The organism is Streptomyces barkulensis (assembly GCF_002843305.1).
GTDB classification, from domain to species: domain Bacteria; phylum Actinomycetota; class Actinomycetes; order Streptomycetales; family Streptomycetaceae; genus Streptomyces; species Streptomyces barkulensis.
This window is the reverse complement of record NZ_PGSG01000009.1, coordinates 32,567-57,279: the sequence shown is the minus strand read 5'-3', so window position 1 is coordinate 57,279 and position 24,713 is coordinate 32,567. Positions and strand designations below refer to the sequence as shown.

General features: G+C 75.4%; 29 protein-coding genes. 9 read left to right on the top strand and 20 right to left on the bottom strand.

Annotated features, from left to right (window positions below; translation table 11 throughout):
- Positions 1–8 precede the first annotated feature (8 nt).
- The 3 genes from CUT83_RS02035 to CUT83_RS02025 all read left to right on the top strand — a co-directional run bounded on the left by CUT83_RS02035 (position 9) and on the right by CUT83_RS02025 (position 2,239).
- Positions 9–932, top strand: a complete 924-nt coding sequence (locus tag CUT83_RS02035; protein WP_240958134.1) for a helix-turn-helix domain-containing protein — start codon at positions 9–11, stop codon at positions 930–932.
- Between the two features lie 143 nt (positions 933–1,075).
- A complete protein-coding gene (locus CUT83_RS02030) occupies positions 1,076–1,486 on the top strand; it encodes a RidA family protein (RefSeq protein WP_101254145.1) in 411 nt (136 codons plus the stop codon).
- Between the two features lie 144 nt (positions 1,487–1,630).
- Positions 1,631–2,239, top strand: a complete 609-nt coding sequence (locus CUT83_RS02025; RefSeq protein ID WP_101254144.1) for a tellurite resistance TerB family protein — start codon at positions 1,631–1,633, stop codon at positions 2,237–2,239.
- Positions 2,240–2,267: 28 nt separating this feature from the next.
- Here CUT83_RS02025 and CUT83_RS02020 read toward each other — a convergent pair whose 3' ends face one another.
- From CUT83_RS02020 to CUT83_RS01990, 7 genes are all read right to left on the bottom strand, one after another.
- Positions 2,268–3,104, bottom strand: a complete 837-nt coding sequence (locus tag CUT83_RS02020) for a GvpL/GvpF family gas vesicle protein (protein WP_101254143.1) — start codon at positions 3,102–3,104, stop codon at positions 2,268–2,270.
- Positions 3,101–3,415, bottom strand: a complete 315-nt coding sequence (locus tag CUT83_RS02015; RefSeq protein WP_093848949.1) for a gas vesicle protein K — start codon at positions 3,413–3,415, stop codon at positions 3,101–3,103. The genes CUT83_RS02020 and CUT83_RS02015 overlap by 4 nt, the downstream gene beginning before the upstream one ends.
- Before the next feature lie 102 nt (positions 3,416–3,517).
- Positions 3,518–4,486: a gas vesicle protein gene (locus CUT83_RS31320; protein ID WP_277347731.1), complete on the bottom strand. Its 969-nt coding sequence runs from the start codon at positions 4,484–4,486 to the stop codon at positions 3,518–3,520.
- The gene (locus CUT83_RS31315; RefSeq protein ID WP_277347730.1) at positions 4,476–5,054 is read right to left on the bottom strand and encodes a gas vesicle protein; all 579 of its coding nucleotides are present in this window, start codon (positions 5,052–5,054) and stop codon (positions 4,476–4,478) included. The genes CUT83_RS31320 and CUT83_RS31315 overlap by 11 nt, the downstream gene beginning before the upstream one ends.
- A 77-nt stretch (positions 5,055–5,131) precedes the next feature.
- Positions 5,132–5,629, bottom strand: coding sequence for a hypothetical protein (locus tag CUT83_RS29985; protein WP_101254141.1), 498 nt, complete (start codon positions 5,627–5,629; stop codon positions 5,132–5,134).
- On the bottom strand, positions 5,626–6,111 hold the full coding sequence (locus CUT83_RS29980; RefSeq protein WP_101254140.1) for a DUF6415 family natural product biosynthesis protein: 486 nt from the start codon (positions 6,109–6,111) through the stop codon (positions 5,626–5,628). Before CUT83_RS29980 ends, CUT83_RS29985 begins: the two co-directional genes overlap by 4 nt.
- A 155-nt stretch (positions 6,112–6,266) precedes the next feature.
- A complete protein-coding gene (locus CUT83_RS01990) occupies positions 6,267–7,451 on the bottom strand; it encodes a helix-turn-helix domain-containing protein (RefSeq protein ID WP_101254139.1) in 1,185 nt (394 codons plus the stop codon).
- A 112-nt stretch (positions 7,452–7,563) separates the two neighbouring features.
- On the opposite strand from CUT83_RS01990, the gene CUT83_RS01985 reads away from it, so the two are divergent.
- Positions 7,564–8,094, top strand: coding sequence for a flavoprotein (locus CUT83_RS01985; protein WP_240958133.1), 531 nt, complete (start codon positions 7,564–7,566; stop codon positions 8,092–8,094).
- A gap of 227 nt (positions 8,095–8,321) precedes the next feature.
- Here CUT83_RS01985 and CUT83_RS01980 read toward each other — a convergent pair whose 3' ends face one another.
- On the bottom strand, positions 8,322–8,765 hold the full coding sequence (locus tag CUT83_RS01980; protein WP_143688464.1) for an ATP-binding protein: 444 nt from the start codon (positions 8,763–8,765) through the stop codon (positions 8,322–8,324).
- A 169-nt stretch (positions 8,766–8,934) separates the two neighbouring features.
- Here CUT83_RS01980 and CUT83_RS01975 point away from each other — a divergent pair, with 169 nt between their 5' ends.
- From CUT83_RS01975 to CUT83_RS01965, 3 genes are read left to right on the top strand one after another with little or no spacing between them, the layout of a single operon-like run.
- Complete coding sequence (locus CUT83_RS01975) at positions 8,935–9,774, top strand: Sco1979 family transcriptional regulator (protein ID WP_240958131.1); 840 nt, start codon at positions 8,935–8,937, stop codon at positions 9,772–9,774.
- Positions 9,775–9,777: 3 nt separating this feature from the next.
- Entirely contained in the window at positions 9,778–10,014 is a 237-nt protein-coding gene (locus tag CUT83_RS01970) for a DUF397 domain-containing protein (RefSeq protein WP_093654814.1), read from the top strand.
- A gap of 45 nt (positions 10,015–10,059) precedes the next feature.
- Positions 10,060–10,881, top strand: a complete 822-nt coding sequence (locus CUT83_RS01965; protein WP_101254136.1) for an SAM-dependent methyltransferase — start codon at positions 10,060–10,062, stop codon at positions 10,879–10,881.
- Between the two features lie 227 nt (positions 10,882–11,108).
- Here CUT83_RS01965 and CUT83_RS01960 read toward each other — a convergent pair whose 3' ends face one another.
- Complete coding sequence (locus CUT83_RS01960; protein ID WP_101254135.1) at positions 11,109–11,774, bottom strand: DedA family protein; 666 nt, start codon at positions 11,772–11,774, stop codon at positions 11,109–11,111.
- A 181-nt stretch (positions 11,775–11,955) separates the two neighbouring features.
- Here CUT83_RS01960 and CUT83_RS01955 point away from each other — a divergent pair, with 181 nt between their 5' ends.
- The gene (locus CUT83_RS01955; RefSeq protein ID WP_101254134.1) at positions 11,956–12,702 is read left to right on the top strand and encodes a superoxide dismutase family protein; all 747 of its coding nucleotides are present in this window, start codon (positions 11,956–11,958) and stop codon (positions 12,700–12,702) included.
- Positions 12,703–12,824: 122 nt separating this feature from the next.
- Here the strand turns inward: CUT83_RS01955 and CUT83_RS01950 are convergent, their stop codons facing one another.
- Positions 12,825–13,496 carry an HNH endonuclease family protein gene (locus tag CUT83_RS01950; protein WP_173915007.1) on the bottom strand — a complete coding sequence of 224 codons (672 nt, stop codon included), beginning with the start codon at positions 13,494–13,496 and terminating at the stop codon, positions 12,825–12,827.
- Positions 13,497–14,279: 783 nt separating this feature from the next.
- On the opposite strand from CUT83_RS01950, the gene CUT83_RS01945 reads away from it, so the two are divergent.
- Positions 14,280–14,861: a TMEM165/GDT1 family protein gene (locus CUT83_RS01945; protein ID WP_101254133.1), complete on the top strand. Its 582-nt coding sequence runs from the start codon at positions 14,280–14,282 to the stop codon at positions 14,859–14,861.
- A 149-nt stretch (positions 14,862–15,010) separates the two neighbouring features.
- On the opposite strand, the gene CUT83_RS01940 is transcribed toward CUT83_RS01945, so the two are convergent.
- From CUT83_RS01940 to CUT83_RS01895, 10 genes are all read right to left on the bottom strand, one after another.
- Entirely contained in the window at positions 15,011–15,745 is a 735-nt protein-coding gene (locus CUT83_RS01940) for an HAD-IA family hydrolase (RefSeq protein WP_101254132.1), read from the bottom strand.
- Between the two features lie 146 nt (positions 15,746–15,891).
- On the bottom strand, positions 15,892–16,755 hold the full coding sequence (locus CUT83_RS01935; RefSeq protein WP_206606924.1) for a peptidoglycan-binding domain-containing protein: 864 nt from the start codon (positions 16,753–16,755) through the stop codon (positions 15,892–15,894).
- Between the two features lie 153 nt (positions 16,756–16,908).
- The gene (locus CUT83_RS01930; protein ID WP_101254130.1) at positions 16,909–17,259 is read right to left on the bottom strand and encodes an antibiotic biosynthesis monooxygenase family protein; all 351 of its coding nucleotides are present in this window, start codon (positions 17,257–17,259) and stop codon (positions 16,909–16,911) included.
- A gap of 196 nt (positions 17,260–17,455) precedes the next feature.
- On the bottom strand, positions 17,456–18,040 hold the full coding sequence (locus CUT83_RS01925; protein ID WP_101254129.1) for a hypothetical protein: 585 nt from the start codon (positions 18,038–18,040) through the stop codon (positions 17,456–17,458).
- On the bottom strand, positions 18,037–18,774 hold the full coding sequence (locus tag CUT83_RS01920; protein ID WP_143688462.1) for a GAT domain-containing protein: 738 nt from the start codon (positions 18,772–18,774) through the stop codon (positions 18,037–18,039). Before CUT83_RS01920 ends, CUT83_RS01925 begins: the two co-directional genes overlap by 4 nt.
- Before the next feature lie 36 nt (positions 18,775–18,810).
- On the bottom strand, positions 18,811–19,644 hold the full coding sequence (locus CUT83_RS01915; protein WP_240958163.1) for an ECF transporter S component: 834 nt from the start codon (positions 19,642–19,644) through the stop codon (positions 18,811–18,813).
- 98 nt (positions 19,645–19,742) lie between these two features.
- Positions 19,743–21,431 carry an ABC transporter ATP-binding protein gene (locus tag CUT83_RS01910; protein ID WP_101254126.1) on the bottom strand — a complete coding sequence of 563 codons (1,689 nt, stop codon included), beginning with the start codon at positions 21,429–21,431 and terminating at the stop codon, positions 19,743–19,745.
- Positions 21,428–22,618 carry an energy-coupling factor transporter transmembrane component T gene (locus CUT83_RS01905; protein WP_101254125.1) on the bottom strand — a complete coding sequence of 397 codons (1,191 nt, stop codon included), beginning with the start codon at positions 22,616–22,618 and terminating at the stop codon, positions 21,428–21,430. The genes CUT83_RS01910 and CUT83_RS01905 overlap by 4 nt, the downstream gene beginning before the upstream one ends.
- Entirely contained in the window at positions 22,615–23,334 is a 720-nt protein-coding gene (locus CUT83_RS01900) for an SCO2322 family protein (protein WP_240958129.1), read from the bottom strand. The genes CUT83_RS01905 and CUT83_RS01900 overlap by 4 nt, the downstream gene beginning before the upstream one ends.
- Positions 23,331–24,659, bottom strand: a complete 1,329-nt coding sequence (locus CUT83_RS01895; RefSeq protein WP_101254124.1) for an SCO2321 family membrane protein — start codon at positions 24,657–24,659, stop codon at positions 23,331–23,333. The genes CUT83_RS01900 and CUT83_RS01895 overlap by 4 nt, the downstream gene beginning before the upstream one ends.
- Positions 24,660–24,713 lie beyond the last annotated feature (54 nt).

Below are 24,713 nucleotides of genomic sequence, written 5' to 3'. Positions count from 1 at the left end.
TTCAAGCCTTGTCCCCTGACGGCCTGTGGAGCATCGGGGAGCTCGCCGAGCGGGCGGGCGCCACCGTCAAGACCGTCCGCTTCTACTCCGACCGCGGACTGCTGCCCGAAGCCGTCCGCAGCGCCGGGGGCCACCGCCGCTACGGCCCCGAGGCGCTCGACCGGCTCCGCACGATCCGCTCGCTGCGCGCCCTCGGTGTGCCGGTCCCCGAGGTGGGCCGGGCCCTGGAACGGGACGACGCGCTGGAGGACGTCGTCGCCGGGCGGCTGCGGGACGTCGGTACGCAACTGGCCGCCCTGCGCTGGCGGGAGGCCGCCCTCCACCTGCTGCAGGGCTGCACGGCCGAGGAGCGCGCCGACCGCCTGCGGCTGGTCGGCGCCGTGTCCGCCCCGCCCGGCACGGCGGCGCTGGCGCGTTTCTGGCGGGGCTGGCTGCCGCCACGGCTCCCGGCCCGGCTGGTCTCGGAGATCCTCGAACACGCGATTCCGCAGCCCCCGGACGACCCGACCCCGGCCCAGGTGCTGGCCTTCGCCCGGCTGCACGCCTTCGTCTCCGGCCCCTGCCCCGGCACCGCCCGGCAGCGTCAGCCCGCCGCGCACCGGCCGGAGGAGGGCTACCGCCCGGCCGTGCTCTACGGCGGCCTCGTCGAGGCGTACGGGCTGGCGGCCGAGCCGATGCGGGCGGGGCGGCCGCCGCACCGGGGCGAGGCGCTGGACTGCTTCGTCTCCGCCTACGCCCGCTCACGCGGCACGCGCGACACCCCCGGCTTCCGGCGCGGGCTCAGGAGCCAACTCGCCGCCGATCCGCGCATCGACCGCTACTGGCAGCTCGTCGCCGAGGTGACCGCGCCGTCGGCCGGTCCGCCGGAGCCGACTCCCGGCGCCGCCCACGACTGGCTGCTCGCCGCGCTGCCGGAGGAGCCGGCCGCCTGACGGGGCGCCCGGAGAAGCGGTTTCCGCCCGTTTTTATACGGAGGAGCGGGCCCGGTGGGCTGTGGCAGGCTGACGGCCCCCAGGACCCGCGGACCCGCGCCCCGCAGAGCCGCAGGCCCGCAGATTTGCCGAGAGGAACCGCCGTGCCCCGTGCCGTGACCCTCATCCGTTCCGGCTCCCTGTCCGACGCCGCCGAGTACGCCTACGCGGCCACCGCGCCCGCCGAGGCGCGGCTGGTCTTCCTCGCAGGGGCGTGCCCCCTGAACGAGGACGGGTCCACGGCGGCGAAGGGCGACTACGCCGGGCAGGCGGCGAAGGCGGTGGAGAACATGCGGACCGCGCTCGCCGACGCGGGCGCCTCGATCGAGGACGTCATCAGTACGCGGGTCCTGGTGGCGTCGAGTCGTCAGGAGGATCTGGTGACCGCCTGGGAAGTCGTCCGTGACGCCTTCGGGAACCACGACGTGCCCAGCACCCTGATGGGAGTGACGGTGCTCGGGTACGACGATCAGCTCGTGGAGATCGAGGCCGTCGCCGCCGTGCTCGATTCCTGAGCCGGCGGCCGCGGCCCGCCCCGAAAGGGTGATCCGGGCGCCCGTGGAACCAGGACGGGCCCCGGGGACGTTGTGATGACGGACGGTGAACGAAGATCTGCGGCCCGCGTCGGGCGGGCGGCGGCCGAGGACGGGATGGCTCAAGTGGCGATGTGGGACCGGCTCAAGGACCAGGCCAGGAACCTCCAGCAGTCCCGGGGCGGGCAGGGCACGGGCGGGCCGGGGGCAGGAGGGCCGGGGGCCGCCGGCCAGGGCGTGGTCGGCCAGGGCCACGGTTCCCGCCCCGGATCCGGCTCCGGCTCCGGAGGGGGGACGAAGGCCCAGCTGGTGGGCCTGCTGAAGTCCCAGCTCGCCTCGGCCAAGGCCGAGTTGAAAAGCGGTGCGTACCGGGACGCGAGCATGGCGATGTGCGCGCTGGTGGCCGCCGCCGACGGACATGTGGACCCGTCGGAGCGGCAGCGCATGGAGTCGATGATCGTCGACAACGACGTTCTGCGGAACTTCCCGCCCGAGCAGCTGCGCCAGCGCTTCAACCGCCATGTGGACCGGCTTACGGCCGATTTCCAGGCGGGCCGGGCGGAGGCGCTGCAGGAGATCGCCAAGGCCGCCAAGAAGCCGGCGGAGGCCAGGGCCGTCGTTCAGACCGGCATCGTCATCGCCGGCGCCGACGGCCACATCGACCAGTCCGAGCAGCAGGCCGTCCGGGAGGCCTGCGCCGCGCTGGGGCTCTCAGCGGCGGAGTTCGGCATGTGAGGACCGGACGGAACCCGGACGGGAGCGCTTAGTCCCGCTCCGGGGCGTGCTCCGGCTCCGGGGTGGCGGGCTCGCGGGGGCCGTCGGGGAGGTCGGCGAAGGTGTAGGGCGGCCAGGGGCCGAGGAAGCGGATGCGGGCGGCGGGCTGTTCGTCCCGGACGGCGGCCAGCACGGCGCCGACCGCCTCGATGTCCTCCGTGCGCACCAGCAGGGCCGCCGAGAGGACGTCCGCCTCGCCCGGGTCGCGCACGCCGCGCGACCGCTCCCGCAGGTCCTCGGCCACGGCCAGCAGCCTGCGGCGCACATCCGCGTGGAGGACGTCGGCCAGGCGCTCGGAGGACTCCCGGCGCAGCTGTTCGAGCTGCTTGGCCAGCAGGCGGCGCAGCCCGGGGGAGCGGCTCGCCATCTCCGCCTCCAGGGCGCGGGCGCGCTCGTCGTCACGGGCGGCCTCCGCGCGGTCGACGGTGATCTCCACCCGCAGTTCCGCCCGGCCCTCCAGCGCCTCCAGCCGGGAGCGGAGCCCGGCCGCGCTGGAGGTGAGCCAGTCGAGCAGGCGCTCCCCGGCGGTGCGGGGGTCCTGGGGTGAGGGAGCGGGGGCGACCAGGACGTTGAACGTCATCGGCAGGAGCGCGCCGGTGCGCTCCCACACGGCCACCACCGCCCGGTCCTGCTCGGCCACCCGGCGCCGTACGTCCTCGTCCGTGCCCTGGTAGGGGGCCGGTTCCGTGTCGTGGACCAGTGCGGCCAGCCCCGTGTCCGGGGCGGCCAGCAGACGCAGAGGGCGCCCGTCGATCCCGGTGACGCCGTCGGCGGCGCCGGGCCGGTCGGGCACCACCGCGTACACGTACAGGGCCTGCTCCGTCACCGCCGTGCCTCCTCGGCCCAGCGGGCGGGGTTGACCAGTTTGTCCACCACGTCGTCCACCACCTCGTCCAGGCCCCGGTGCAGGTCCGCGACGGAGTCGGTGATGCCGTGGTCGGACTTGATCTCCTCGACGGCCTCGTCCAGCTCCAGCAGGGCGTCGCCCAGGCGTTCGAGCTCCTCCTCGGTCAGGTCGCCGCCGTTCATCCGGCGCAGCGCCTGCCGCTCCAGGGCCTCCTGGATCACCTCGACCAGGGTGACGACCAGGGAGAGCACCCCCTGTTTGAGACTCTTCTCGTCGACTGTGATGGCCATGGTCTTCTCCGTCCTTGTCTTCCCGGCCGCTGCCCGCCCGCTGCCCGCCCGCCGTCCTGAGAGGCCGCCGTCCGCGTAGCTCGGGCCGACGTCAGGCCGACGTCAGGCCGAGGGCAGCGGCTGCGCGGTGCGCAGTGAGTCCAGTGCCCCGGCCCAGCGCCCCGGTTCGTCGGCCGTGAGCGTCACCGGCCCCTGCGAGGCCGTCTCCACGGTGACCACCGTCCCTCCGCCGGCCGGTGAGCGCCCGGGCGCGGTACGGACGGCGGTGATGTCGTCGGTGGTCAGGACCAGAGCGGGGCGGGCGTCCAGCGGCGACTTCCACACCAGCGCGTCCGGGGTGAGCCGTCCCTGCCCGCCGCGCCACAGCGGGCCGTCGCGGCGCGGCTCGTGGTACCAGAGGTGGCCTTCGAGGACCGCCCGGCCGCCCTCGCCGCCGTCACCTTCGCCTCCGTCGCCGTCCTCCCGTTCCGGGCCGGCGGGGGACGTCTCCAGCGGGCCGGGGCACGTACCGGCCAGCAGGGCGCGCAGCCTCTCCGGCTCGGTGCAGGACAGCAGGGCCTGGCGTCCGTCCGTCAGGACGACGCGCAGTCTGGTGCGCTGTTCGCCGCCGACGCTCCGCTCGCTCTCCGGCCGCACCGCACGCACCGCCGCCAGCTCCGTCTCCCACAGCACCTCGCGCGGCTCGCGGCGCATCACGACCAGCCGCCGGTCGGTGAGGTGGACGGTGCCGGGGCGCCAGGTGGTCTGGAAGCCGTCCTCCAGCAGATGGCCGCCGCGCATGTGGACGATGTGCCGCTCCCCGGCGCGCGGTTCGAGGTCGCGGTGTCCGGTGGAGCGCTCGGCCCAGGCGCGGGTGTCCTCGTCCCAGCGGCGCAGCATGCCGTACTCCAGCATGGTCTCCATGCCCGCTATCGCGGCGCGCAGACTGACGCCGATCAGCGGGATGTCCGCCACCGAGACGATGAGGTCCAGGTGGAGGACGGCGCCCTTGTTCAGCAGGACCTCGACGAGGTCGTCCAGCGTCACGCGCGGGTCCCTGGTGGGCTTCATCGGCGGGCGTTCAGCCGTCACGGCCACCGCCTCCGCCGCCCTTCGGGTCCCCGCCGTCCTCCGGGTCCCCGCCGTCGTGCGGACCGCCGTCGCCGTCGCCGTCGCCGTCGCCGTCGCCGGCGAGGGCGCGCGGGGCGGCGCGGCCCCGGGCCAGCCGGGCCCGGGCGCTGCGCCAGCCGCACCACGGGCACATGTCCTCCAGCAACTGGTGCACCGGAGAACGCTTTCCGCACTCGGGACAGCTGTCCTTCTCCTCGCGGGCCTCGCGCCAGGCGGCCGTGTCGACATCGGTGCCGGAGGGGAACTCCAGCCCGTAGCGCGCGGCGGTCTCGAAGGAGGCCAGCGCCGCCCGCAGCCGGATGCCGAGGAGTTCGACACCGGCCACCGACACCATGATGTCCGCGTTGAGCACCAGCCCCTTGTCGAGGAGGGTCTCCACCACATGGGCGAGGCTGCCCTCGCCGTCCCGCCGCGGCTCCAGCGGCTGGGGTGTCAGCGTCCGGGCCCGCGGCGCCGCGGGTACGCGCGGCGGCGCGGGCCGGACCGCGTCGGCCTCGGCGGGAACGCCTCTCTCCTGGTAATCGCTCACCCGTTACGCCTATCCGGGTGACCGCCTCCCATGCGTGCGCGGTGCGGGTTCGGCCGGGCGCGCGGCCCGACCCCCCGTCACCCGGCGGCCTCCGCGGCCTCCGCGGCCTCGGCCGCCGCGGCGGCGCGGGCCTCGGCGTAGGCGTCGCGGAGGTCGGGTCCCCAGGCGGGCGCCCGGTCCGAGGGGCGGACGATCCAGCCCCGGTTGCCGATCGGATCCGGTTCGACGACGTCCGGGTGCGGCAGCAGCACCAGGGTGCCGCGGCCCAGGACGGACATGCCGGCGACCTCCAGACCGTCCGCCGAGCCCAGGGCGACGACGAAGTCCGCGCCGAGCGGGGTGGAGAGCACGGGGCCGAGCGGGGCCCGCGCCGCCCGCATCCTGCGGACCGTCTCCCGGGCGAGGGGCAGCGGGATGCGCACCACGTCCCAGGCGATCCCGGCGGGCACCTCGCCCAGTGCGCCGTGCTCCCAGGCGGCCAGGACGGCGGGTACGCGGCCGGTGGGGTCCAGCCAGCCGGTCGGCGGGGGCTGGACGGCGGTGCCGGCCGGAGCGGAGTGCGGGGAGATGGTCACGGTGTCGCCTTCCTGTTCCACTCGGGGGTCTGCCGCAGCAGCCATCGGCAGTCGTGTGCGAGGGACCTCACCTGCTGCCGGGCGGAGTGCAGTCCGCTGTCCAGCTCCCGCCCGGCCTGGTTGGTGATCCAGTCCAGCCGCGCCCGGTAGCGCAGCCACTGGGCGGTGCTGGGGCGCAGGACGGCGGCGCGGGCCCGCGCGATCGGCAGCAGCAGCCGGATGTGGTCGCGCAACCGGGCATCCAGCTCCACCAGTTCCCTGTGGCGCAGGGGCGCGCTGCCGTGGGCCAGGGCGCGGCCGATGGTGTGCTGGACGGCGGCGGCGTCCACCAGGACGGCCGCCTCCGGCGGGTCGGCATCGGCCGCCGGGGCCGGCGGGGCGGTCTCCTCCGGGACGGCCCGGCCGAACGGGCCGTCCCGGCCGGGCGGTTCGCCGGTCGGGGCAGGGGCTGCGGGTGGGGTGGCGTCTGGTGTGGTCTGCACGAGGTCCCCCGGACTTGTCACGGTCGCTTACGGACACAGAGTGGCGGCGCGGCCGGCTCTCAACTGTCACTCTTCGGTGACAGGTGCCGTCGGCGTATGCGCGCGGGCGTGTACGCCCCGGCGTCCGGGGCCGGCCGTCGCACGCCGCCGGACCGTCACACGCCGACCCACGCGGCCATCCGGGTCAGGGTGTCCGGCGACCTGCGCCGCAGGTTCAGCAGGCCGCGCACCGTCTCCCGCACCCGGGGGTGGAAGCGGGTCTGCTGGGGCGCCAGCGCGCGCGCCTGCGCCAGCGAGGCCAGCGCCGCCTCGATCCGGCCGGTCTCCATCTCCGCGCGGGCCCGGTCCACCAGCAGGGCGGCCCGCCGGGAGGCGGCCCAGCCGCGCGGCGGGCGCACCGCGCGCGCCGCGCTCAGCGCCGCGTCGTACTGGCGCAGCTCCAGCCGGGCGAACACCTCGTGCGTCCCGACGTTCGCCGGACCGAAGGACAGCCAGTGCACCGCTCCCACCTCACCGGTGCGCCGGGCGATCTCCCCGGCCCGCGCGAGGTGAAACTCCACGGCCGCCCCGTCGCCCGCGCGGGCCGCGATCACGGCCGCGCCCAGGTGGAGCTGGCCGGCCACCGCCAGGCTCTCGGTGCTCTCCCCGGTCTGGCGCAGCAGATCGTGTCCGACCGCCACCATGCGCAGGCCGATGCGGTGTTCGGCGTCCCGGCTGCGGTAGGACAGGGCCCGCTTGTACTGGCGGATCGCGCCGAGCAGCGGGTCGCCGGCGTGCTCGGCGGCCCAGCCCATCCGGTCCAGCGCCACGACGGCCAGGTCGTAGCTGCCGAGCTTCGTCGTCACGTCGTGCGCACTGCGGTACGCCGACGCCAGGGCGCGCCACAGCTCGGTGCTCGGATGCTCCCGGCAGGAGACGGTCAGGTCCGTCAGGAGGCCCGGCAGGCAGGCGGCCGCCTGGTACAGCCGGGCGCCGCGCACGTCGCGGCACAGCGTGTCGGCGGCCGCGACCAGTTCGGGTGCGGGGAGGGCGGGACCGCAGGGGTCGGGCGGCAGGTCGTACAGGTCGAGCGCCTCGCGGATGGGCCGGACCAGGCCGTCGACGCGGTCGGGCCGGGGAGGGTGCGCGGGCTGCCCCGTCAGGGTGGCGACATCGGTGCGCAGCGCTCTGGCCACGGCGGCCACGAACTGCGGGGAGGCGCTCTTGTGACCGCTCTCGACATGGCGCAGAAGGCTGTAGGAGTAGGGGATGCGCTGGGCGAGCCCCTGTTGTGTGAGTCCGGCGCGCTTGCGCTGGGCGGCGATCCGGTTACCGATGTGCTCGTCGTCGGATGCGGACATACCGGGCCCTCCGTTTCTCGCGGCATCTGAACGGTACCCGCGACCCGCCGCCCGTCCCAGTGAGTTCGCGCTGATCAGGTGTGGTGAACTGCGGAGTATGAGGAACCGAGTCATGTACCTGTTCGGTTGCGCCTCCCCGCCCGTCGTCCACATCGACCGCGCGATCCGCGACGCGCAGGCGCGGGGCTGGCAGGTGTGCCTGGGGCTGACGCCGAACGCGCGGGAGTGGCTGGAGGACCGGCTGCCGGAGCTGGAGGAGCTGACCGGCCACCCGGTGCGCAGCGCCTACCGGTCCTACGACCGGCCCGAGACGTGGCCCGGGACGGATGTCGTGGTGGTGGCGCCGGCGACCCTGCACACGGTCAACGCCTGTGCGCTGGGCATCACTTCGACGTTCGTCGTGGGCTTCGCCGCGGAGGCGATGGGCAAGCGCATCCCGCTGGTGGTGATGCCGTGCCTGAACTCCACCTACGCCCGGCATCCGCAGTTCGAGCGTTCGCTGGAGGTCCTGCGCGGGGAGGGCGTACGGGTGCTGTACGGCCCCGGCGGCTTCGTGCCGAACCCGCCGGGGCAGGGGCGCCCCGAGGAGTACCCGTGGCACCTCGCGCTGGACGCGGCGCACGAGGCGGTGCGGGGGCGCTGACCGGCGGCGCGCCCCGCCCCGGCGCGCCCGCCCGGCGCGCCTGCCGGTACCGGCCCCGCGGCGGCTGCCGGGCGCCCGTGGGCCGAGGGCCGGCGGGGGAGGACCGGCAGGGGAAGGCCCGAGCCGCCCCCACGCGGCTCGGGCCTGGTCCTTGTCTGCAGGGCCCGGGTCCCCTCCCCTCGCCGGGAGGGGACCCGGGCCCTTGCGGTCATCCGGCTCCGGACGGCTCAGGGCCGGATGACGGCCCACACGATGTGGCCCAGTCCGAGTCCTGCGGACTCCACCCCCCAGGCCTGTGTGAGCGATTCGATCAGCTGTAGTCCCCGGCCGCGCTCCTCGTCGGCCCGGGGGAAGCACAGGACCGGGGTGCTGGCGTAGCTGCCCTGGTCGCGCACCTCGATGCGTATCTGGTTGTCGGCGACGTACAGCAGGCAGCCGATGCGGTCGCTGTCCGTGTGCAGCACGGCGTTGGTGAACAGCTCCGAGACCACCAGCCGTGCCGTGCGGCAGACCTCCGGGGAGAAGCCCCACTGGAGCAGCCGCTCGAAGGCGCGGTCGCGGGCGTCGGCGACGGAGAAGGGCTGGGCCGGCAGCTCGAATGTCTCCTGGCGCAGGTCAGGGCACACGCCGACCGGTCCCGGGAGCGTCATCGTGCCTGGGGAGAGCGCCACGACCGTCCGCCTTTCCGTACTTCTGCCTGTGGGGACCCTCACTATCCTCGCTGCGGTAGGCAGAAGGCAAGAGGCGTCTTGCAAATTGCAGAATATTCGAGGCAGGCTGCATACGTCATAGACGGTGTGTCAGACTCACTGTTCGACCAGGGGTTTCGAGGGAGGGAACGTGGCGACCGTCGGGCGGATCGTGCTCGGTCTGCGACTCCGCGACCTGCGGGAAAAGGCCGGATGCTCCTTCGAGGAGGCCGCCGCCGCGCTCAGCGTCAACGCCGCGACGGTACGGCGGATGGAGAAGGCCGAAGTCGGCCTGAAACCGCTGTTCGTGGAGAAGCTGCTGGAGACCTACGGTGTCGAACGGCAGGAGATCGACTCCTTCCTGGCGCTGGTGGAGGAGTCGCGCAGACCGGGGTGGTGGCACCGGTTCCGTGACGTACTGCCCGACTGGTTCGGCCTGTACGTCAGCCTGGAGGGATCCGCCTCCGTCATCCGCGGCTACGAGCCCCACTGCGTCCCCGGCCTGCTCCAGACCGAGGACTACGCCCGCGCCCTGCTGCGCACCGGCTTCCCCAACGCGCCCGAGGACGAGCTCGAACGCCGGGTCGCGCTGCGCCTGGGCCGGCAGCGGCTCATCGCGAAACCGGACGCCCCGCGGCTGTGGGTCGTGGTTGACGAAACGGTCCTTCACCGGCCCGTCGGGGGACCGGAGGTCATGCGGGCGCAGATCGACCGGCTCCTGGAGGCGACCGCGCTGCCGAACGTCACCCTCCAGATCCTGACGTTCGGGGCGGGCCCGCACCCGGGCATGTTCGGGCCCTTCCAGCTGTTCCGCTTCGACATACCGGAACTGCCGGACATCGTCTACACCGAGAGCCTCACAGGGGCCGTCTATCTGGACGAGCGCCCCGACACGGCCGCCTACCTGGAGGCACTGGACCGCATGGGTGCGCAGGCCGTATCAGTACGACACACCGAGGAGTTGCTCGGTGACATTCGCAAGGAGTTCTGACCGATGGGTCACATTTACAACGGAATGCCGGCCAAGGAGCTCGGGACCGAGGGCTGGCACAAGCCGTGGAGCGGCACCAACGGCGGCAACTGCGTGGAAGCGATGAAGCTCGGCGACGGACGGGTGGCCCTGCGGCAGTCCAGCGACCCCGACGGCCCCGCGCTGATCTACACCTACCAGGAGATCGAGTCCTTCATCCGGGGCGCCAAGCTCGGGGAAGCCGACTTCCTGCTCGCCTGAATCCGGTACCACCACCGACCACGACCACCCCCCACGGGAGACCAGATGACCGCCCAGGGCTTCTCCGCCGACGACATCGACACCAGCAGACCGCACTCGGCGCGCATGTACGACTACTTCCTCGGAGGGAAGACCAACTACGAGGCCGACATCCAGGGCGCCGAGGCGGTCATCTCCTTCTGGCCGGGGGTGCGCACCGGAGCCCGCGTCAACCGCGCCTTCATGCACCGGGCGTCCCGCTGGCTGGTGCGCGAGGCGGGCATCCGGCAGTTCCTGGACATCGGCACCGGCATACCCACCGAGCCCAACCTGCACCAGGTCGTCCAGGCCATCGCGCCCGAGGCCCGGGTCGTCTACGCCGACAACGACCCCATCGTGCTGCGCTACGCGCAGGCGCTGCTGCGCAGCACCCCCGAGGGCCGCACCGTGTACCTGCACGCGGACGCGACCGACCCCGGCTCGATCCTGGACCACCCCGAGCTCCACGAGACCCTGGACCTGAGCCGGCCGGTCGGGCTCTCCCTCAACGCGCTGCTCCACTACATCAGCGACGAGAGCGGGCCGCACGAGATCGTCGCACGGCTGGTGGAGGCGATGCCGTCGGGCAGCTACCTCACCCTCACCCACTGCACCCCCGACCTCGACCCCGAGACCTGGGAACGCCTGAGCAGCCTCTCCATGTCCGGCTCCGCGGCCTCGGCCAAGGCCCGGACACACGAGGAGATCCTGCGGTTCTTCGACGGGCTGGAGTTCGTCGAGCCCGGTCTGACCGTGCCGCACCGCTGGCGGCCGGAGCCGGACCAGCCACTCGCGGACGTCTCCGACGCCGAGGTGTCCCTCTACGCCGCCGTCGCCCGAAAGCCCTGACGGGCGGGTCCGCGTCGCAGGCCGTACGCGCAGGCCGCCGCCTCCGCACGGAGGCGGCGGCCTGCGGCGTTCCGGCGTCCGGTGCCGCCGGGGCGGGGACGGCGGGGACGCGGCGGGGGAGGGCGGACACGCGCGCGGCCGGCCCCGGGGAGCGGCCGGGGGGACGTCACCTCCGGCCCGGGGACGGACGGTCCGCCACCGGCGCGGCCCTCTGCGCGGGCGGCCGGTCAGGAGGTCTGCGCCGCCCGCGCCCCCGGCGCCGGTCTGCGCCGCACCAGGAAGGCCGCCAGGGCGCCCGCGCAGAAGAGGGCCAGCACCGAGACCGCCGTCCCCAGCCACGTCGCCCCGAGCCACTGCCCGCCCACATAGCCGGCGCCGACGCCGTATCCGGCCCAGACCAGGCCCGCCAGGGCCGACCACGGCAGGAACTCCCTGGTGCGCCGCTGCTCCACGCCGGCGATCAGGCTCATCACCGAGCGTCCGCCCGGGGCGAACCGGGCGAGGACGACCAGGGGACCTCCGCCGCGCGCCAGCGCGTGGCCCAGCCGCTCCCGGGCGCTCGCCAGTTGCCGTGAGCGGGCGACGGCACGGGCGAAGCGGTCACTGCCGCGCCGGGCCAGCCGGTACACCGCCAGATCGCCCAGGACCGACGCCGCGGCCGCGCACAGCACCAGCGCGCACACGGTCGGAAGCGGGGCGTCCGGGGCCGGCGGGGCGATCGCGGCCGGGTCGGCCGCCGTCCCCGCGGCCGCGGTGCTCGCGGCGGTGGCCGCGGCCGCGATCACGATGACGCCGCTGGGCAGGAAGGGGAGGAAGACGTCGAGCAGCACCGACAGCGCTATGAGCACGTAGATCCAGGGGGCGTAGATCAACTCCCCCAGTGTTTCCTGCACGTTCACTCCCCGGTGCGGCCCCTGTCGCGGGGCGGCCTACCGCCGATCAGAGTACGCCCGCGTCACCCGTGAGGATCAGCTGGGGTGCCGCGGCACGTCATCCGCCCGCCGTCCGGCCGGAGTCGGCGGAGCATGGGCGGCCGTACGGAACGACACGACGAACCGAGCAGGAGGGGCCGACATGTTCAGGGGCAGGAAACCGGCGGACAGGACGGCGAGCAGAGCGGCGAGCGGAACGGGGAGCGGGACCGCCCGCAGGACGGTGGCCGCGGCCGCCGCGACGGCCGCGGCGGCGGCGCTGCTGACCGCCGCGGGACCGGCGGGCGGTGCTGGAGCGGCCGAACCCGTCAAGGCGGCCGAACTCCTCGGCGCCGTCGAGTCGGTCGCGGACATCGGCATCGGCGGTTTCGGCATCGGGGGCAGGCACCGGGTGGCGTGGGCGGGGGCCGAGTTCGCCCCGCCGGGCAAGTCCACCGTGCCGGCCGCGGTGACGTACGACCGGGCCCTCGTCCCCGTCGGAGCCCGGGTCTCGGTGGCCCGGTACGACAGCCGCCAGGGGATGACGGTCGCGCTGGGCGTGCGCGGACTGCCCGAGGACCGCGACTACGGGGCGCACGTCCACACCGAGCCGTGCGGCGCCCGGCCCGGTGACTCCGGCCCGCACTACCGCAACGTCCCCGCCCCGCGGGGCTCGTCCGCCGGCCCCCGCCACGCCAACCCCGAGAACGAGGTCTGGCTGGACTTCACGACCGACGAGCACGGCGAGGGCAGGGCGCTGTCCAGCCACATGTGGCGCTTCCGCGCCGGCGAGGCGCGGTCCGTGGTGATCCACGAGCACCGCACGCGGCACGACCCCGGGCACGCCGGTGACGCGGGCAGGCGGCTGGCCTGCGTCACGGTGGCGCTCGACCCGGAGCCCGGGAGGTAGGGGCGGCGGATTCCGGCAGGAGTACGGCGGGGCCCGGCCGATCGCCTCGGCCGGGCCCCGCCGTCCCGTCATCCCGTCGCGGCTCCCGGCCGCGACGGGCGGGCGACGGGCGCCGCGGTCGGTCAGCAGCCGCTCAGCACGCTGCCGAGCCTGCTCTTCTCGGCGGAGTCCACGGACAGACCGTAGCTGTACTTCACCCAGACCCACATCCGGGCGTAGGTGCAGTGGTAGGCGGAGCGCGGCGGCATCCACTCCGCGGGGTCCTTGTCGCCCTTGGACTGGTTGACGTTGTCGGTCACCGCGATGAGCTGCGCGATGGACAGGTTGTTGGCGAACGACTGCCGCTTGGAGGTGGTCCAGGAGTTCGCGCCCGAGCGCCACGCCTCGGCCAGCGGCACGACGTGGTCGATGTCCACGTCGGAGGCCGCGTACCAGGTGGCGCCGTCGTAGGGCGAGTACCAGCGGCCGCTGGTGGCCCTGCAACCGCTGTCCTGCACCACGCCGGTGCCGTCGCGCTCGAGGACGACCTCACGGGTGTTGCAGGTGCCGCTCTGGGTGATCCAGTGCGGGAACTTGTCGCGGCTGTAGCCGTCCGAGGAACCCTCGGCGCGGACCGTCAGGGAGGCGAGGTAGGAGCGGGCGGTGGACGCGCTCGGCGGAGTGGGGGGCGCGGCCTGGGCGGTGGGGGCGCTCAGGAACAGCAGGCCGGCGCAGAGGGCGACGAGTGCGCCGAGGGTGGTGGATCGACGCGCGTAGAAGCCGCGCCGCGAAGCGGGCAGGCGCATGCCGTGCATACGAACTCCCTGTGAATGGGGGGAAGTTGAGTTGAAGGAACGCCGTCAGGGTGGCGCCGAAAGGTTTCCTCCCGGCGGGCACCAGATGACAGAATGACGACATGGGCACGTCAGATCAAGGCCGTTGCCCGGACCGGTCGACGCGCTCGGAGCACCGGGCCCGCGTGCGGGCCCGGCTCGGAGCGCCGGAGCCGCCGCGCGAGGTGTCTCGGGCCGCCGGGCCGGGGTCAGGGGTCAGGGGGGCAGGAGGGGCAGGGGGCCGCCCGGTTCGGGTCGCCGTGCTCGAGCCGGTGCCGGGTGCCTCCCGGTAGTGCCTGCGCCCGGTGGCCCGGTGGCCCGGTGGCCGCCCGGGGCCGGGTCCGGCGCGGTGCGGGACCGCACGGCTGTGGTTCCGGTCACACCGGCGGTGCGGCCCGCCGCCGCGCGGGCGCGGGCACCGCACCGGCGTCCTCACTGGTCACGGCGGTGTGCCGCCGGCCGGGGGGAGGTCGTACGCGGGCGGCCCGGTCCACGGCGGGCGCGGGAACGCGCGGGGCGTCGCGTAGGCTGGTCGGCGTCTGAAGGGGAGTAGCTCTTCGCCGGACCGTCGACATACTGGCCGCGCCGTACCCGTACGGCCGGCCCGGCGCCCGGAGCCGGTGCTCGCGCACCGTGCCAGCGAGACCTTCGGCCGCAGTGTCCACGGCTTCACACAAGCCACCCGCGACGCTGCCGTGCCGAAGCGTGCTCGCCTCCCGCGGGCCCCTCGGCATGGCGGCCCGAACGACGAGGGGTTCTTCCCGCATGTTCAGCATCACCGCCGCCGCAGTGACCTTCGGCGTCGTCTTCCTCGCCGAACTGCCCGACAAGACGGCGCTCGCCGGACTGGTGCTCGGCACCCGCTACCGGGCCTCGTACGTCTTCGCCGGAGTCGCGGCCGCCTTCGTGCTGCACGTGGCGCTGGCCGTCGCCGCGGGCAGCGTGCTGACCCTGCTGCCGCAGCAGCTGGTGCAGGGGATCACCGGAGCGCTGTTCCTGGCGGGCGCGCTGATGCTGCTGCTGCGGAAGGACGACGGGGACGAGGAGGTCCGCAAGCCCTCCGACCAGTCCTTCTGGAAGGTGGCGGGCAGCGGTTTCATGCTGATCCTGGTCGCGGAGTTCGGCGACCTCACCCAGATCATGACGGCCAACCTCGCCGCCCGCTACGACAGCCCGCTCTCGGTCGCCCTCGGCGCGGTGACCGCCCTGTGGTCGGTCGCGGCCATCGGCATCCTGGGCGGGCGCGCGCTGATGCGCCGGGTGCCCCTGCGGCTGATCTCCCGGATCGCGGCGGGCGTGATGCTGGTGCTGGCCGCCCTCAGCTTCTACGAGGCGTTCACCGGCTGACCGGCTGACCGGCCGCCCGGCCCGCCACCGCCGGTGCCCCGGCCGCCCGGCCGGGGCACCGCGAGTGATCACGCCCCCCACCCGGAACCGGCGGGGAGGAAGGTTCCAGGCGGGGGGCGTGCGTTCGGGGGAGGGGAGGCGGTGCGGGCTCAGCGGGGCCCGGGCGCCAGGTGCAGGCGCAGCCCGCCGCCGGGCAGGGGCTCCACGCGCACCCCCTCCAGCGTCGGCACATGGGCGGTCGGCCCGAAGGCCGCCGCCCGGGGCCCGACGCCGACCACCCGCATGCCGGCCGCGCGGCCCGCCGCGACGCCGGCCCCGGAGTCCTCGAAGACCACGCAGTCCTCCGGCGGGAAGCCCAGTTCGGCCGCGGCCTTCAGAAAGCCCTCCGGATGAGGCTTGCTGGCACCGACCGACTCAGCGGTGACCCGCACCGGCGGCATGCGCAGGCCCGCCGCGTTCATCCGGGCGGTGGCCAGGGGGACGCTGGCCGAGGTCACCAGTGCGTGGGGGAGGTGCTCGATCGCCGCGAGGAAGGCGGGAGCGCCCGGCACCGGCACCACGCCCTCGGTGTCGGCGGTCTCCCGCTCCAGCAGGCGCCGGTTCTCGGCGTGGTTGACCTCCATCGGGCGGCCGGGCAGCAGCTCGGCCATCGTGGCGTAGCCCTGCCGGCCGTGCACCACCTTCATGACCTCGGCCCCGTCCAGGCCGTGCCCGGCGGCCCAGTCGCGCCAGACGCGCTCGACGGCGGCGTCGGAGTCGACCAGGGTGCCGTCCATGTCCAGCAGCAGTGCGCGGGCCGTCAGCGGTTCCGCGGGCCTGCCCCCGGCGGGCCGGGCGTCCTGGACGTCCTGGGCTTTCGGGGAGTCCGGGGTGTCCGAGGGCATGGCGGGTGGCTCCAACGGCTGGAAGGCGGGGCAAGTGGCCCGCCCGCCGGGTCAGGGGCCCCCGTCGTCAGGAACGGGGAACGGGCGGAGCCACTTTGTTCCTCCACGATACAAAGCATTCCGCGTTTGCGCCAATCGGCCCGGCGTCAGTCTCTGCGCGTGACCCTCTCCAGGGCGCGCCGGGTGTGCGGCCCGTAGACGCCGTCGGGGTCGCCCCGCACCCCGTACCAGGTCTGGAACGTAGCCACCCCTTCGGTGACCTCGCCGTCGTACACGCCGTCCACGCCGTGTTCTTGGGCGTCGTAGGCCCCCACCGCGGCCAGCCGGTACTGCAGCTCGGCGACGTCCGGGCCCGAGTCGCCCTCGCGCAGCGTGCGCGGCGGGCCGCCGCCGTCGTCCCCGTCGCCGTCCCAGCCCCCGCCCGGAGCGGTGGGAGCGGAGGGCGCCGGGGAGATGCTCGCGGACACCTCGGCGGTACGGGAGGGAGTGGGGGAGGAGGACGGCGTACGGCTCCGCGAGGGACTCGCGGAGGCGGAGGCGGAGGGGGAGGCCGTGGCCGACGGGGAGGCCGAGGGGGAGGCGGAGCCGTCGGGATCGGTGTCGGCCGACTCCCCGCCCTTGCCGTCGGTGGGCACCACCGCGGTCGGGGCGCCGCCGCGATCGCCGAACCGGGCCTCGTCGAAGGGATCGTCACCCCGTGTGAACAGTCCGGCCACGAGGACGCCGGAACCCACCACGGCCACCGCGGTGCCGCCCACGGCCAGCGCCATGCCGCGTCCGATGCGGCGGCGCGGGGCGGCCCGGCCGCCGGTCACCAGCGGCAGGGGCGCGGTGTCGCCGTCCGCCTGCCGCGCCCCCTCGGGGAACATCGCCAGGTCGGCCGGATCCGGCCCCCGGTCCGGCTGCGTCACCGGCCGCGGCAGCACCTCGACCCCGGCGCACCGGCAGCTCGCCCGGCCGGAGTCGTCCGCGGGCCTGTGGCATATGGGGCAGATGGGCGTATCCGCCACTGAGGGCTCCCCTCCATCGGAAAGTGCCACAGAGGTTACTGGACGCTCTCGGCCCTCTTTGTACCCGCCGGTCACTTCCGTCCGCCCGGTCCCGCGGGGCCGCGCTGCCCGCGGCCCCGGCCCCGGGCGAGACGCCCGGGGCCGGGGTGAATCTCAGTCCTCCGCCCCGGGCTTCGGAGCCGCCTGCTGGACGACCTCGAAGGTCCAGACGGTGGAGTCGGACGCCGCCGGGCCCCGGCCCGCGCCGCCCGGGCTGCCTGAGCCGCTGCCGCCGCCCTGGTGCGCCGACTTCATCGGACCCGACATCCACGCCCGGAACGCGGCCTCGTCGCGCCAGCGGGTGTAGACGAGGTAGCGGTCGGTCCCCTCCACGGGGCGGAGCAGCTCGAACCACTCGAAACCGTCGGAGGACTCCACCGCACCCGCCCGGGAGGCGAACCGCCGCTCGAGTTCCTCCCGCTGCTCGGAGGGGACGGTCAGAACGTTGATCTTCACGATGCTCATGCCCCCATCGTGCCTTCCGCCCCGGTCCGCAGGGACCGCGGCACGGCGGCCGGTCCGGCTTGTGGCGCTCTGCGGCGCTCTGCGGCGGACAACTCCGGGGGCGCGGGCGGCGGTGCGGGTATACGGCGGCGGCCCGGCCCCGTGCCGTGATCGGGGCCGGGCCGCCGGATGCGGCCGCCGGTGCGCAGTCCTCGGCTCAGAGCCGCAGCAGCCGGTCGGCCGCGTCGCGGTACTCCCGCAGCGCCCTGCGCAGATCCTCCGTGTGCTCCGCGGAGTCCTCGCCGTGCCAGGGCTCGCGCAGTCTGCGGTGGTTCTCGGTGAGCAGTTCGGTGATGCGGCGGGAGATCTCCTCGAACACGGCGTCCGCCTCCTCGACCGAGCGCCGGGGCCCGTCGACGAAACCCGTCACCGCCTCGTGCAGCCGCCTGCCGAACCGCTCGCGCTCCCCGGAGGTCAGCAGGCCGGCGCCGGCGTCCCCGCCCTCCGGGCGGTGTCCGTTCGCGTCGCCGTGCGCCGCCGCTCCCGGTCCCGCCGCCGGGTCCGTGGCCGTCCCGGTGCTCTTTCCGGGCGGCCCGTGCGGTGAGGAGGCGGGCGGTGCCTGTCCGTCCGCCCGGTCCGCGGACCCGGTCGGCGCCACCGGCTCGACCGGCTCCACCGCCGCCATCGGTTCCGTCCGGCCGGCTCCGTCGGCCGGGGGCGCGTCGTCCGTCCACTCGGGCCGGCCGGCGCGATCGGCCAGCGGGGCCCGGCGTTCCGCGGGGATGTGTCCGTTCGTGCTCATGCCCTGCCTCCGGAGGTGTCGTGGCGGCGCACCGCTCCGGGCAGGTGCAGCCGCTCGGAGAGGCGGCCGTGGCCCCGGGATCCGGAACCGCCGGCGTGCGCGTGCTCACGGCCGTGGTCGTGCTCGTGGTCGTGCTCGCGGTCGCGGTCGCGGCTGTGGTCGTGCTCGTGCCGCCGCCCGCCGCCGTGGGAGTCGTGTGCGGACTGCTCCATCAGGTCCTCGTACAGGGCGCGGGCGTGCACCAGCGCCTCGCGCAGCCGCTCGGTGTCGGCCTGGCCCTCGCGGGCCAGCACGGCCACGGCGTGCACCTCGCGGTAGCCCTGGACGCGCCGGGGGTGGTGCACGGAGAGCGCGGAGACCTGCTCGTCGTACCCGTCGCCGGGGAAGCCGCGCGCCTCGGCCAGCCGGCTCAGCAGCCGGTCGGCGGAGACGACCGCCTCCACCGGCGCGTCGACGAACCGCTCCTGCACGGCGGCCCACTGGGCCGTGTACTCCTCGCGCTCCTGCGGGCTCAGCGGCTTCGCCCGCAGTTCGCCGTGGCGCCGGAGCCGCTCACTCAGCTCCCGCTCGGCGGCCCTGGTGTCGCCGTTGTGCTGGGCGACGGTCCGCTCGTACTCCGGGCCGAACCGCCGCTTGACGGAGTGCGGTCCACCGCCGCGCCTGGCGAGGAACAGGGCGATCGCGAGGACGACGACCGCCGCCACGATCAATGTGATGATCAAACCTGTGGACATGGCTCGCCTTCCACGAGTGTCCCCTTGCTCGGGCTGTCAACTCTCCGCGTTGCCGCCCTCGCTCCGCGCAAACGGGGCCCCGGTGAAGGCCGCCGGCGCGTCGAACGCCGCCCGCCGTGTGGCGCGGCGCAGCGCCCGCAGCACCGTGCCGCCCACGGTGAGGGTGAGCACCACGGTCAGCAGGGCGCGCGGCAGGTCCCAGCCGAGGGAGGTGGCCAGGACGTAGGCGGTGAACTTGGCCAGCTTCACCTCCAGCGGATCCCCGGGTACATGGGAGATCCCGCCGGCCAGTCCGCTGATGAACGGCCAGCCCTGGAGGTTCATCACCACCCCGTACAGCACCGAGGCGACGGCCCCGTACGCGGCGAGCATCGCCAGCTCCCGCCGCCCGCGCAGACTGTGGGGGCCGGGCAGCAGGCCCGCGCCCATCGCCACCCAGCCCATCGACAGCATCTGGAACGGCAGCCACGGCCCGACCCCGCCGGTCAGCAGCGCCGAGGCGAACATCGACACCGCACCCAGGACGAAGCCGAAGCCCGGCCCCAGCACCCGGCCGGAGAGCACCATCAGGAAGAACATCGGCTCCAGGCCCGCCGTGCCCGCCCCCAGCGGGCGCAGCGCGGCCCCCGCGGCGGCCAGCACGCCGAGCATCGCGACGGCCTTGGCGTCCAGCCCGGTGTCGGCCACGGCCGCCACCGCCACGGCCAGCAGCAGCGGCAGCAGTGCGGCGAACAGCCAGGGCGCGTCCCCGGAGTGGGCCAGTCCGGAGGCGGAGTCGGCCAGCAGCGGCCAGCCGAAGGCCGCCACGCCGATGGCCGAGACGATGCCCAGGGCCGCGGCGGAGCGCGGTCCGATCCGTACGGCGCGCACCTGGCGGTCGGCCTGTCCGGCCTGGCCGGCCTGTCCGGTCTGTTCGGTCTGTTCGTTCCGTCCGGAGCCGGGGGAGCCGGGGGTGTCCGGGGCGCCGGTCACACGCTCACCCCCGCTTCCTCCAGCGCCGTCCGCACCTGGCCGACCGTGAGCCAGCGCCGGGGGGCGAGGATCTTCGCGGTCTGGGGGGCGAAGGCGGGGGAGGAGGTGACGACCTCGGTGCTCGGACCGTCCGCGACGATCTCGCCGTCGGCCAGGATCACCACCCGGCGGGCGAGTTCGGCGGCGAGTTCCACGTCGTGGGTGGCCAGGACGACGGCGTGGCCGTCGTCCGCCAGTGCGCGCAGCACACCCGTCAGCCGCTCCTTGGCCGAGTAGTCCAGACCGCGCGTCGGCTCGTCCAGGAGCAGCAGGGGAGGGGCCGCGGTGAGGACGACGGCGAGCGCCAGGGCCAGGCGCTGGCCCTCGGACAGATCGCGCGGATGGGTGCCGTCGTGGACGTCCGGCAGCAGGGTGGAGACCAGGGCGCGGCAGGTGCCGGGCTCGGCGTCCGCGTCGCGGTCCGCGCCGGCGCACTCGGCGGCGACGGTGTCCGCGTACAGCAGGTCGCGCGGGTCCTGCGGCACCAGGCCGACGCGGCGCAGCAGCTCGGAGGGCCGGGTGCGGTGCGGCACGGCGCCGGACGCGCCGCCCAGGCGCACCGTGCCGCGCGCGGGCTCGTACATGCCGACCAGGGTGCTCAGCAGGGTGGACTTGCCCGCGCCGTTGCGGCCCATCAGGGCGATCGTCTCGCCCGGCCGCACCGTCAGGTCCACCTTCTCCAGGGCGGTGATCCGGCCGCGGCGCACGGTCAGCGAGGAGACCTCGGCCAGCGGTTCGCCGCCGCCCGAGCCGCCCGAGCCGCCCGGTCCGCCCGGCCCGCCCGGCGAGCCGGACCCGCCGGACCCGTCGCGTTCGGCGGGCGGCTCCAGCGCGTCCAGCCGCTCCCGCAGCCCGGCCGCCCTGCGGCGCGCGTCCCGCACCGACAGCGGCAGCGGGGACCAGCCGGCCAGCCGCCCCAGGGCGACGACGGGCGGACGGACCGGGGAGAGCGCCATCACCCCGGCGGGTTCGCCCAGCACCGGCGCGGCGCCGGGCGCGGGCAGCAGCAGTACCTGGTCCGCGTACTGCACCACGCGCTCCAGGCGGTGTTCGGCCATCAGCACGGTGGTGCCCAGGTCGTGCACCAGGCGCTGGAGGACGGCCAGCACCTCCTCGGCGGCGGCCGGGTCGAGCGCGGAGGTCGGCTCGTCCAGCACCAGCACCTTCGGGTGGGTGGTCAGCACCGAGCCGATGGCGACGCGCTGCATCTGCCCGCCGGAGAGGGCGGCGACGGGGCGGTCGCGCAGATCGGCCAGGCCCAGCAGGTCCAGGGTCTCCTCGACACGGCGGCGCATGGTGTCCGGCGGCAGTCCCAGGCACTCCATGCCGTAGGCGAGTTCGTCCTCGACGGTGTCGGTGACGAAGTGGGCGAGCGGGTCCTGGCCCACGGTGCCGACCACGTCGGCCAGTTCGCGCGGCCGGTGCTCGCGGGTGTCGCGGCCGTCCACGGTCACCCGGCCGTGCAGGGTGCCGCCGGTGAAGTGCGGCACCAGCCCGGAGACGGTGCCCAGCAGCGTGGACTTGCCCACGCCGGACGGGCCGACGACGAGCACCAGCTCGCCCTCGGGCACGGTGAGGTCCACCCCGTGCACGACGGGGGCGGCGCCGTCCCCGTAGGTGACGGAGACCTGGTCGAAGCGGATCATGCGCGGGTCGTCTCCTTCGCCGGCGGGGTCTGCCCGGTGCGGGAGACGGACCCGGCGTCGGTTTCGGTTCGGGGGGCGGGTACGGGGGCGACGAAGGCCGGGAGCAGCCCGGCCAGTACGGCCGCGGCGGGCCACAGCGGCAGTTCGGGCGCGGTCAGCGGCACCGGGGGCGGGTCGAGGGCCTCCGGGAGGCGGGAGGCGGCCCAGGCCACGGCCGCGCCGACCGCCGCGCCGGACGCGGACACCAGCCAGGCGCGCGTACCCCAGCGGTCGGGCCGGTAGCGGCTGCGCACCGCGCGGCGCCCGCCCAGCCACAGCCCGCCGAGCGCGGCGGCCAGCCCGAGCAGCAGCACCGGCAGCCCCAGAGCCGCGCCCTGGGCGGCCAGCAGCCCGTACGTGCCGGCGCACACACCCAGCAGTCCGCCCAGGGTGAGGGCGGCGGTGGTGCGGCGCACGGCGGGCGGCACCCGCGCGGTGCGGCCGTAGCCGCGCGCGTCCATCGAGGCGGCCAGCGCCACCGAGCGCTCCAGCGCGCCCTCCAGGACCGGCAGCCCGATCCGCAGCACCGCCCTGATGCCCCTGTCGTCGCGGCCGCGCAGCCGGCGGGCGGCCCGCAGCCGGCGGACGTCGGCGATCAGATGGGGGGCGAACGTCATCGCCACGACCACGGCCATCCCCGCCTCGTACAGCGCGGCGGGCAGGGACTTGAGCAGCCGGGCGGGGCTGGCCAGGGCGTTGGCCGCGCCGACGCACACCAGCATGGTGGCCAGCTTCAGCCCGTCGCGCAGCGCGAACACCAGCCCCTCGGCCGTGACCCGGCCGCCGATGCGCACGCCCTGCGCCCAGTCGGGCAGCGGCACCTCGGGGAGGGTGAACAGCACGGTGGTGCCGGGGATCGGGGAGCCGAGGAAGACGGCGAAGACCAGCCGGATCACCAGCACCGCCAGGGCGATCTTCAGGAAGGCGCCGTAACCGCGCGCCCAGGGCGCGTCGGTGCGGCGGGCCGCGACGACGTACGCCGTGACGGCGATGATCAGGGCCAGCAGCAGCGGGTTGGTGGTGCGGGAGGCGGCGGTGGCCAGCCCCAGCGCCCACAGCCACCACGCGCCCGCGTGCAGCGCGTTGGAGCGCGTCGCACGCGGGGCGCGAAGGGCGCGCAGGGCCGACAGGGGCTGCCGGGGGGTCATGACCGGCGCCGGCGGGCCTGCCGGACGGCCGCGGCGGCGAGCACGGCGACGACGGCGCCACCCCCGATCAGCCCGGCGGAGGGGCCGCCGCCGTCCTCCGAGGCGGTGTCCCCGGGAGCGGCCGAGCCCTCGGACCCACCGGACCCACCGGAGGAGTCCCCGGAGGCGCCGGCCGTCCGTGCCGCGGAGTCGGAGACCTGCTCACCGCAGCCGGTGCGCGGATAGCCGGCGATGGCGCACAGCAGCGAGTCGGAGTTGTACCGCAGTGGTTTCAGCACGGCGGCCAGCGCCTCGGCGGCGGTCCCGTCCTCGGGCACGTGTGCGCACTCGGTGCGGCCCCGGGGCGGCTCCTCCCCCTCGGGCGCGTCGGCCCGGGTGCCGAAGTCGACGCTCAGCGCGATCCGCTTGCTCCCCTCCCCGGCCTCGGCGTCGCCGCAGATCTCCTCGAAGTCGCCGGCCCCGCGGGGCTCGTCGGCCTCGGCGGAGTCCTCGCTGACGGCGAACCGGAAGCCCAGCACGTCGCCGTCCTCGGGCCGCAGCGTGCCCGGTCCCTGGGTGGCGTACGTCCACCGGCCGCCGTCGCGCTCCCAGAAGGACCAGTAGCGGTAGCCGGCGGCGTGCGCGGGGGCGGCGCCCACCGCCGACAGCACGGCGGTGAACAGGACCGCGAGTACGGCGGTGAGCACGCCGGCGGGCACGGTGCGCGGCGCGGTCACCGCGCCCGCCTCTTGCGCATGCTGATCAGGAAGCCGGCGCCCGCTCCGGCGGCCAGGCCCGCGCCGATGAGGTACCACACCACCGGCGAGCCGTCGTCGCCGTCCTCGGCGGCACCCTGACGGCCGCCGTCCTCGCCGCCGTCCGTGCCGGAGGGGACGTGCACCGGGGCCGGGCCGGTGGCGTTCAGCCGCTCGACCAGGTTCACCCCGCCGAAGTCGGCCGGGTCGCCGCCCGCGGCGCGGGCGGCCAGGACGAGCTGGCCCAGGGCGGCCGGGCTGGTGGTGGCCTTGTCCCAGGAGCCGAGGTTCTCCTCCAGCCAGGTCAGGGACTTCGCGGCGGCGTCGCGGTGGCCGCCCGCGGCCAGGGCGATCACGGCGTCGGCGGTGTTGCCGTAGTCCGGCTGCTCCTCGGCGCCGGGCATGGCGGACTTCAGATGCCCGCCGCCCGCCTCCAGCACCCGCGTCAGATACGCGGCGCCGGCGTCGGCGGCCTCGGCCGGGGTGCGCTCCGCGCCGTCCTCGCCGCCCTTGTCACCCTTGTCGCACTCCAGGGTCTTCGGGGCGCCGCGGTCCTCGCCGCCGTCCTCACCGCTGCCGTCCTCGCCGCCCGGCCCGGTGGCCAGGCCCTCGCCGCGGGCGGCCAGTACGGCGGCGGCCGTGGCGTCGTCGTTCGCGGCGAGGCGGCCCTTCTCGTCGGGCTGGTAGGCGAAGGCGCCGCGCTCGTCCTTCCCGGCGTCGCAGCCGAGCTGGAAGCCGAGCAGGGAGTCGTAGGGGGACTTCTCGCCCTTGGCCGAGAGCGCCTTCGCCGGGTCCTCGCCCGCGGCGTCCAGGGCGCCGATCACGACGGAGACGGAGTTGGCGTCGCTGGGGCTGCCGGGGTTGAAGCCCCAGCCGCCGTCGTCGTTCTGGACCAGCCGCAGCCACTGAACGGCCCGCTCCACCCGCTCGCCGTGGCCGCCGAGGGCGGCCAGCGCCTGGACGGCGGCGGCCGTGGCGTTGACGTCGGCCACCGTCTTCGCGGTGCACGCCTCGGTGGGGTCGGGGCGGTAGGAGGCGAAGGAGCCGTCCTCGCACTGCTGGCCGGTCAGCCACGACACGGCCTTGGACGCGGGCTTGACCCCGACCGCGTCCTGGGCGAGCAGGGCCGTCGACTGGCGCCACACGCCGTCGTACTGCGGGTCGTCCTTCCCGTACAGCCCGGAGGGCAGGTCCCGCTGCGCCGGGGCCTGCGCGGACGGCGACTCGTCGGCGGCGGCGACGGGGGCCGCGACCGCGCAGAGCACGGTGGAGGCGGCCAGGGCCGCGGCGGTGCGGCGCAGGGACATGGGCGGGTGCCTTTCTCGCGGCGCAGCCGTGCACGGACGGCCGGCCGCGCTCAC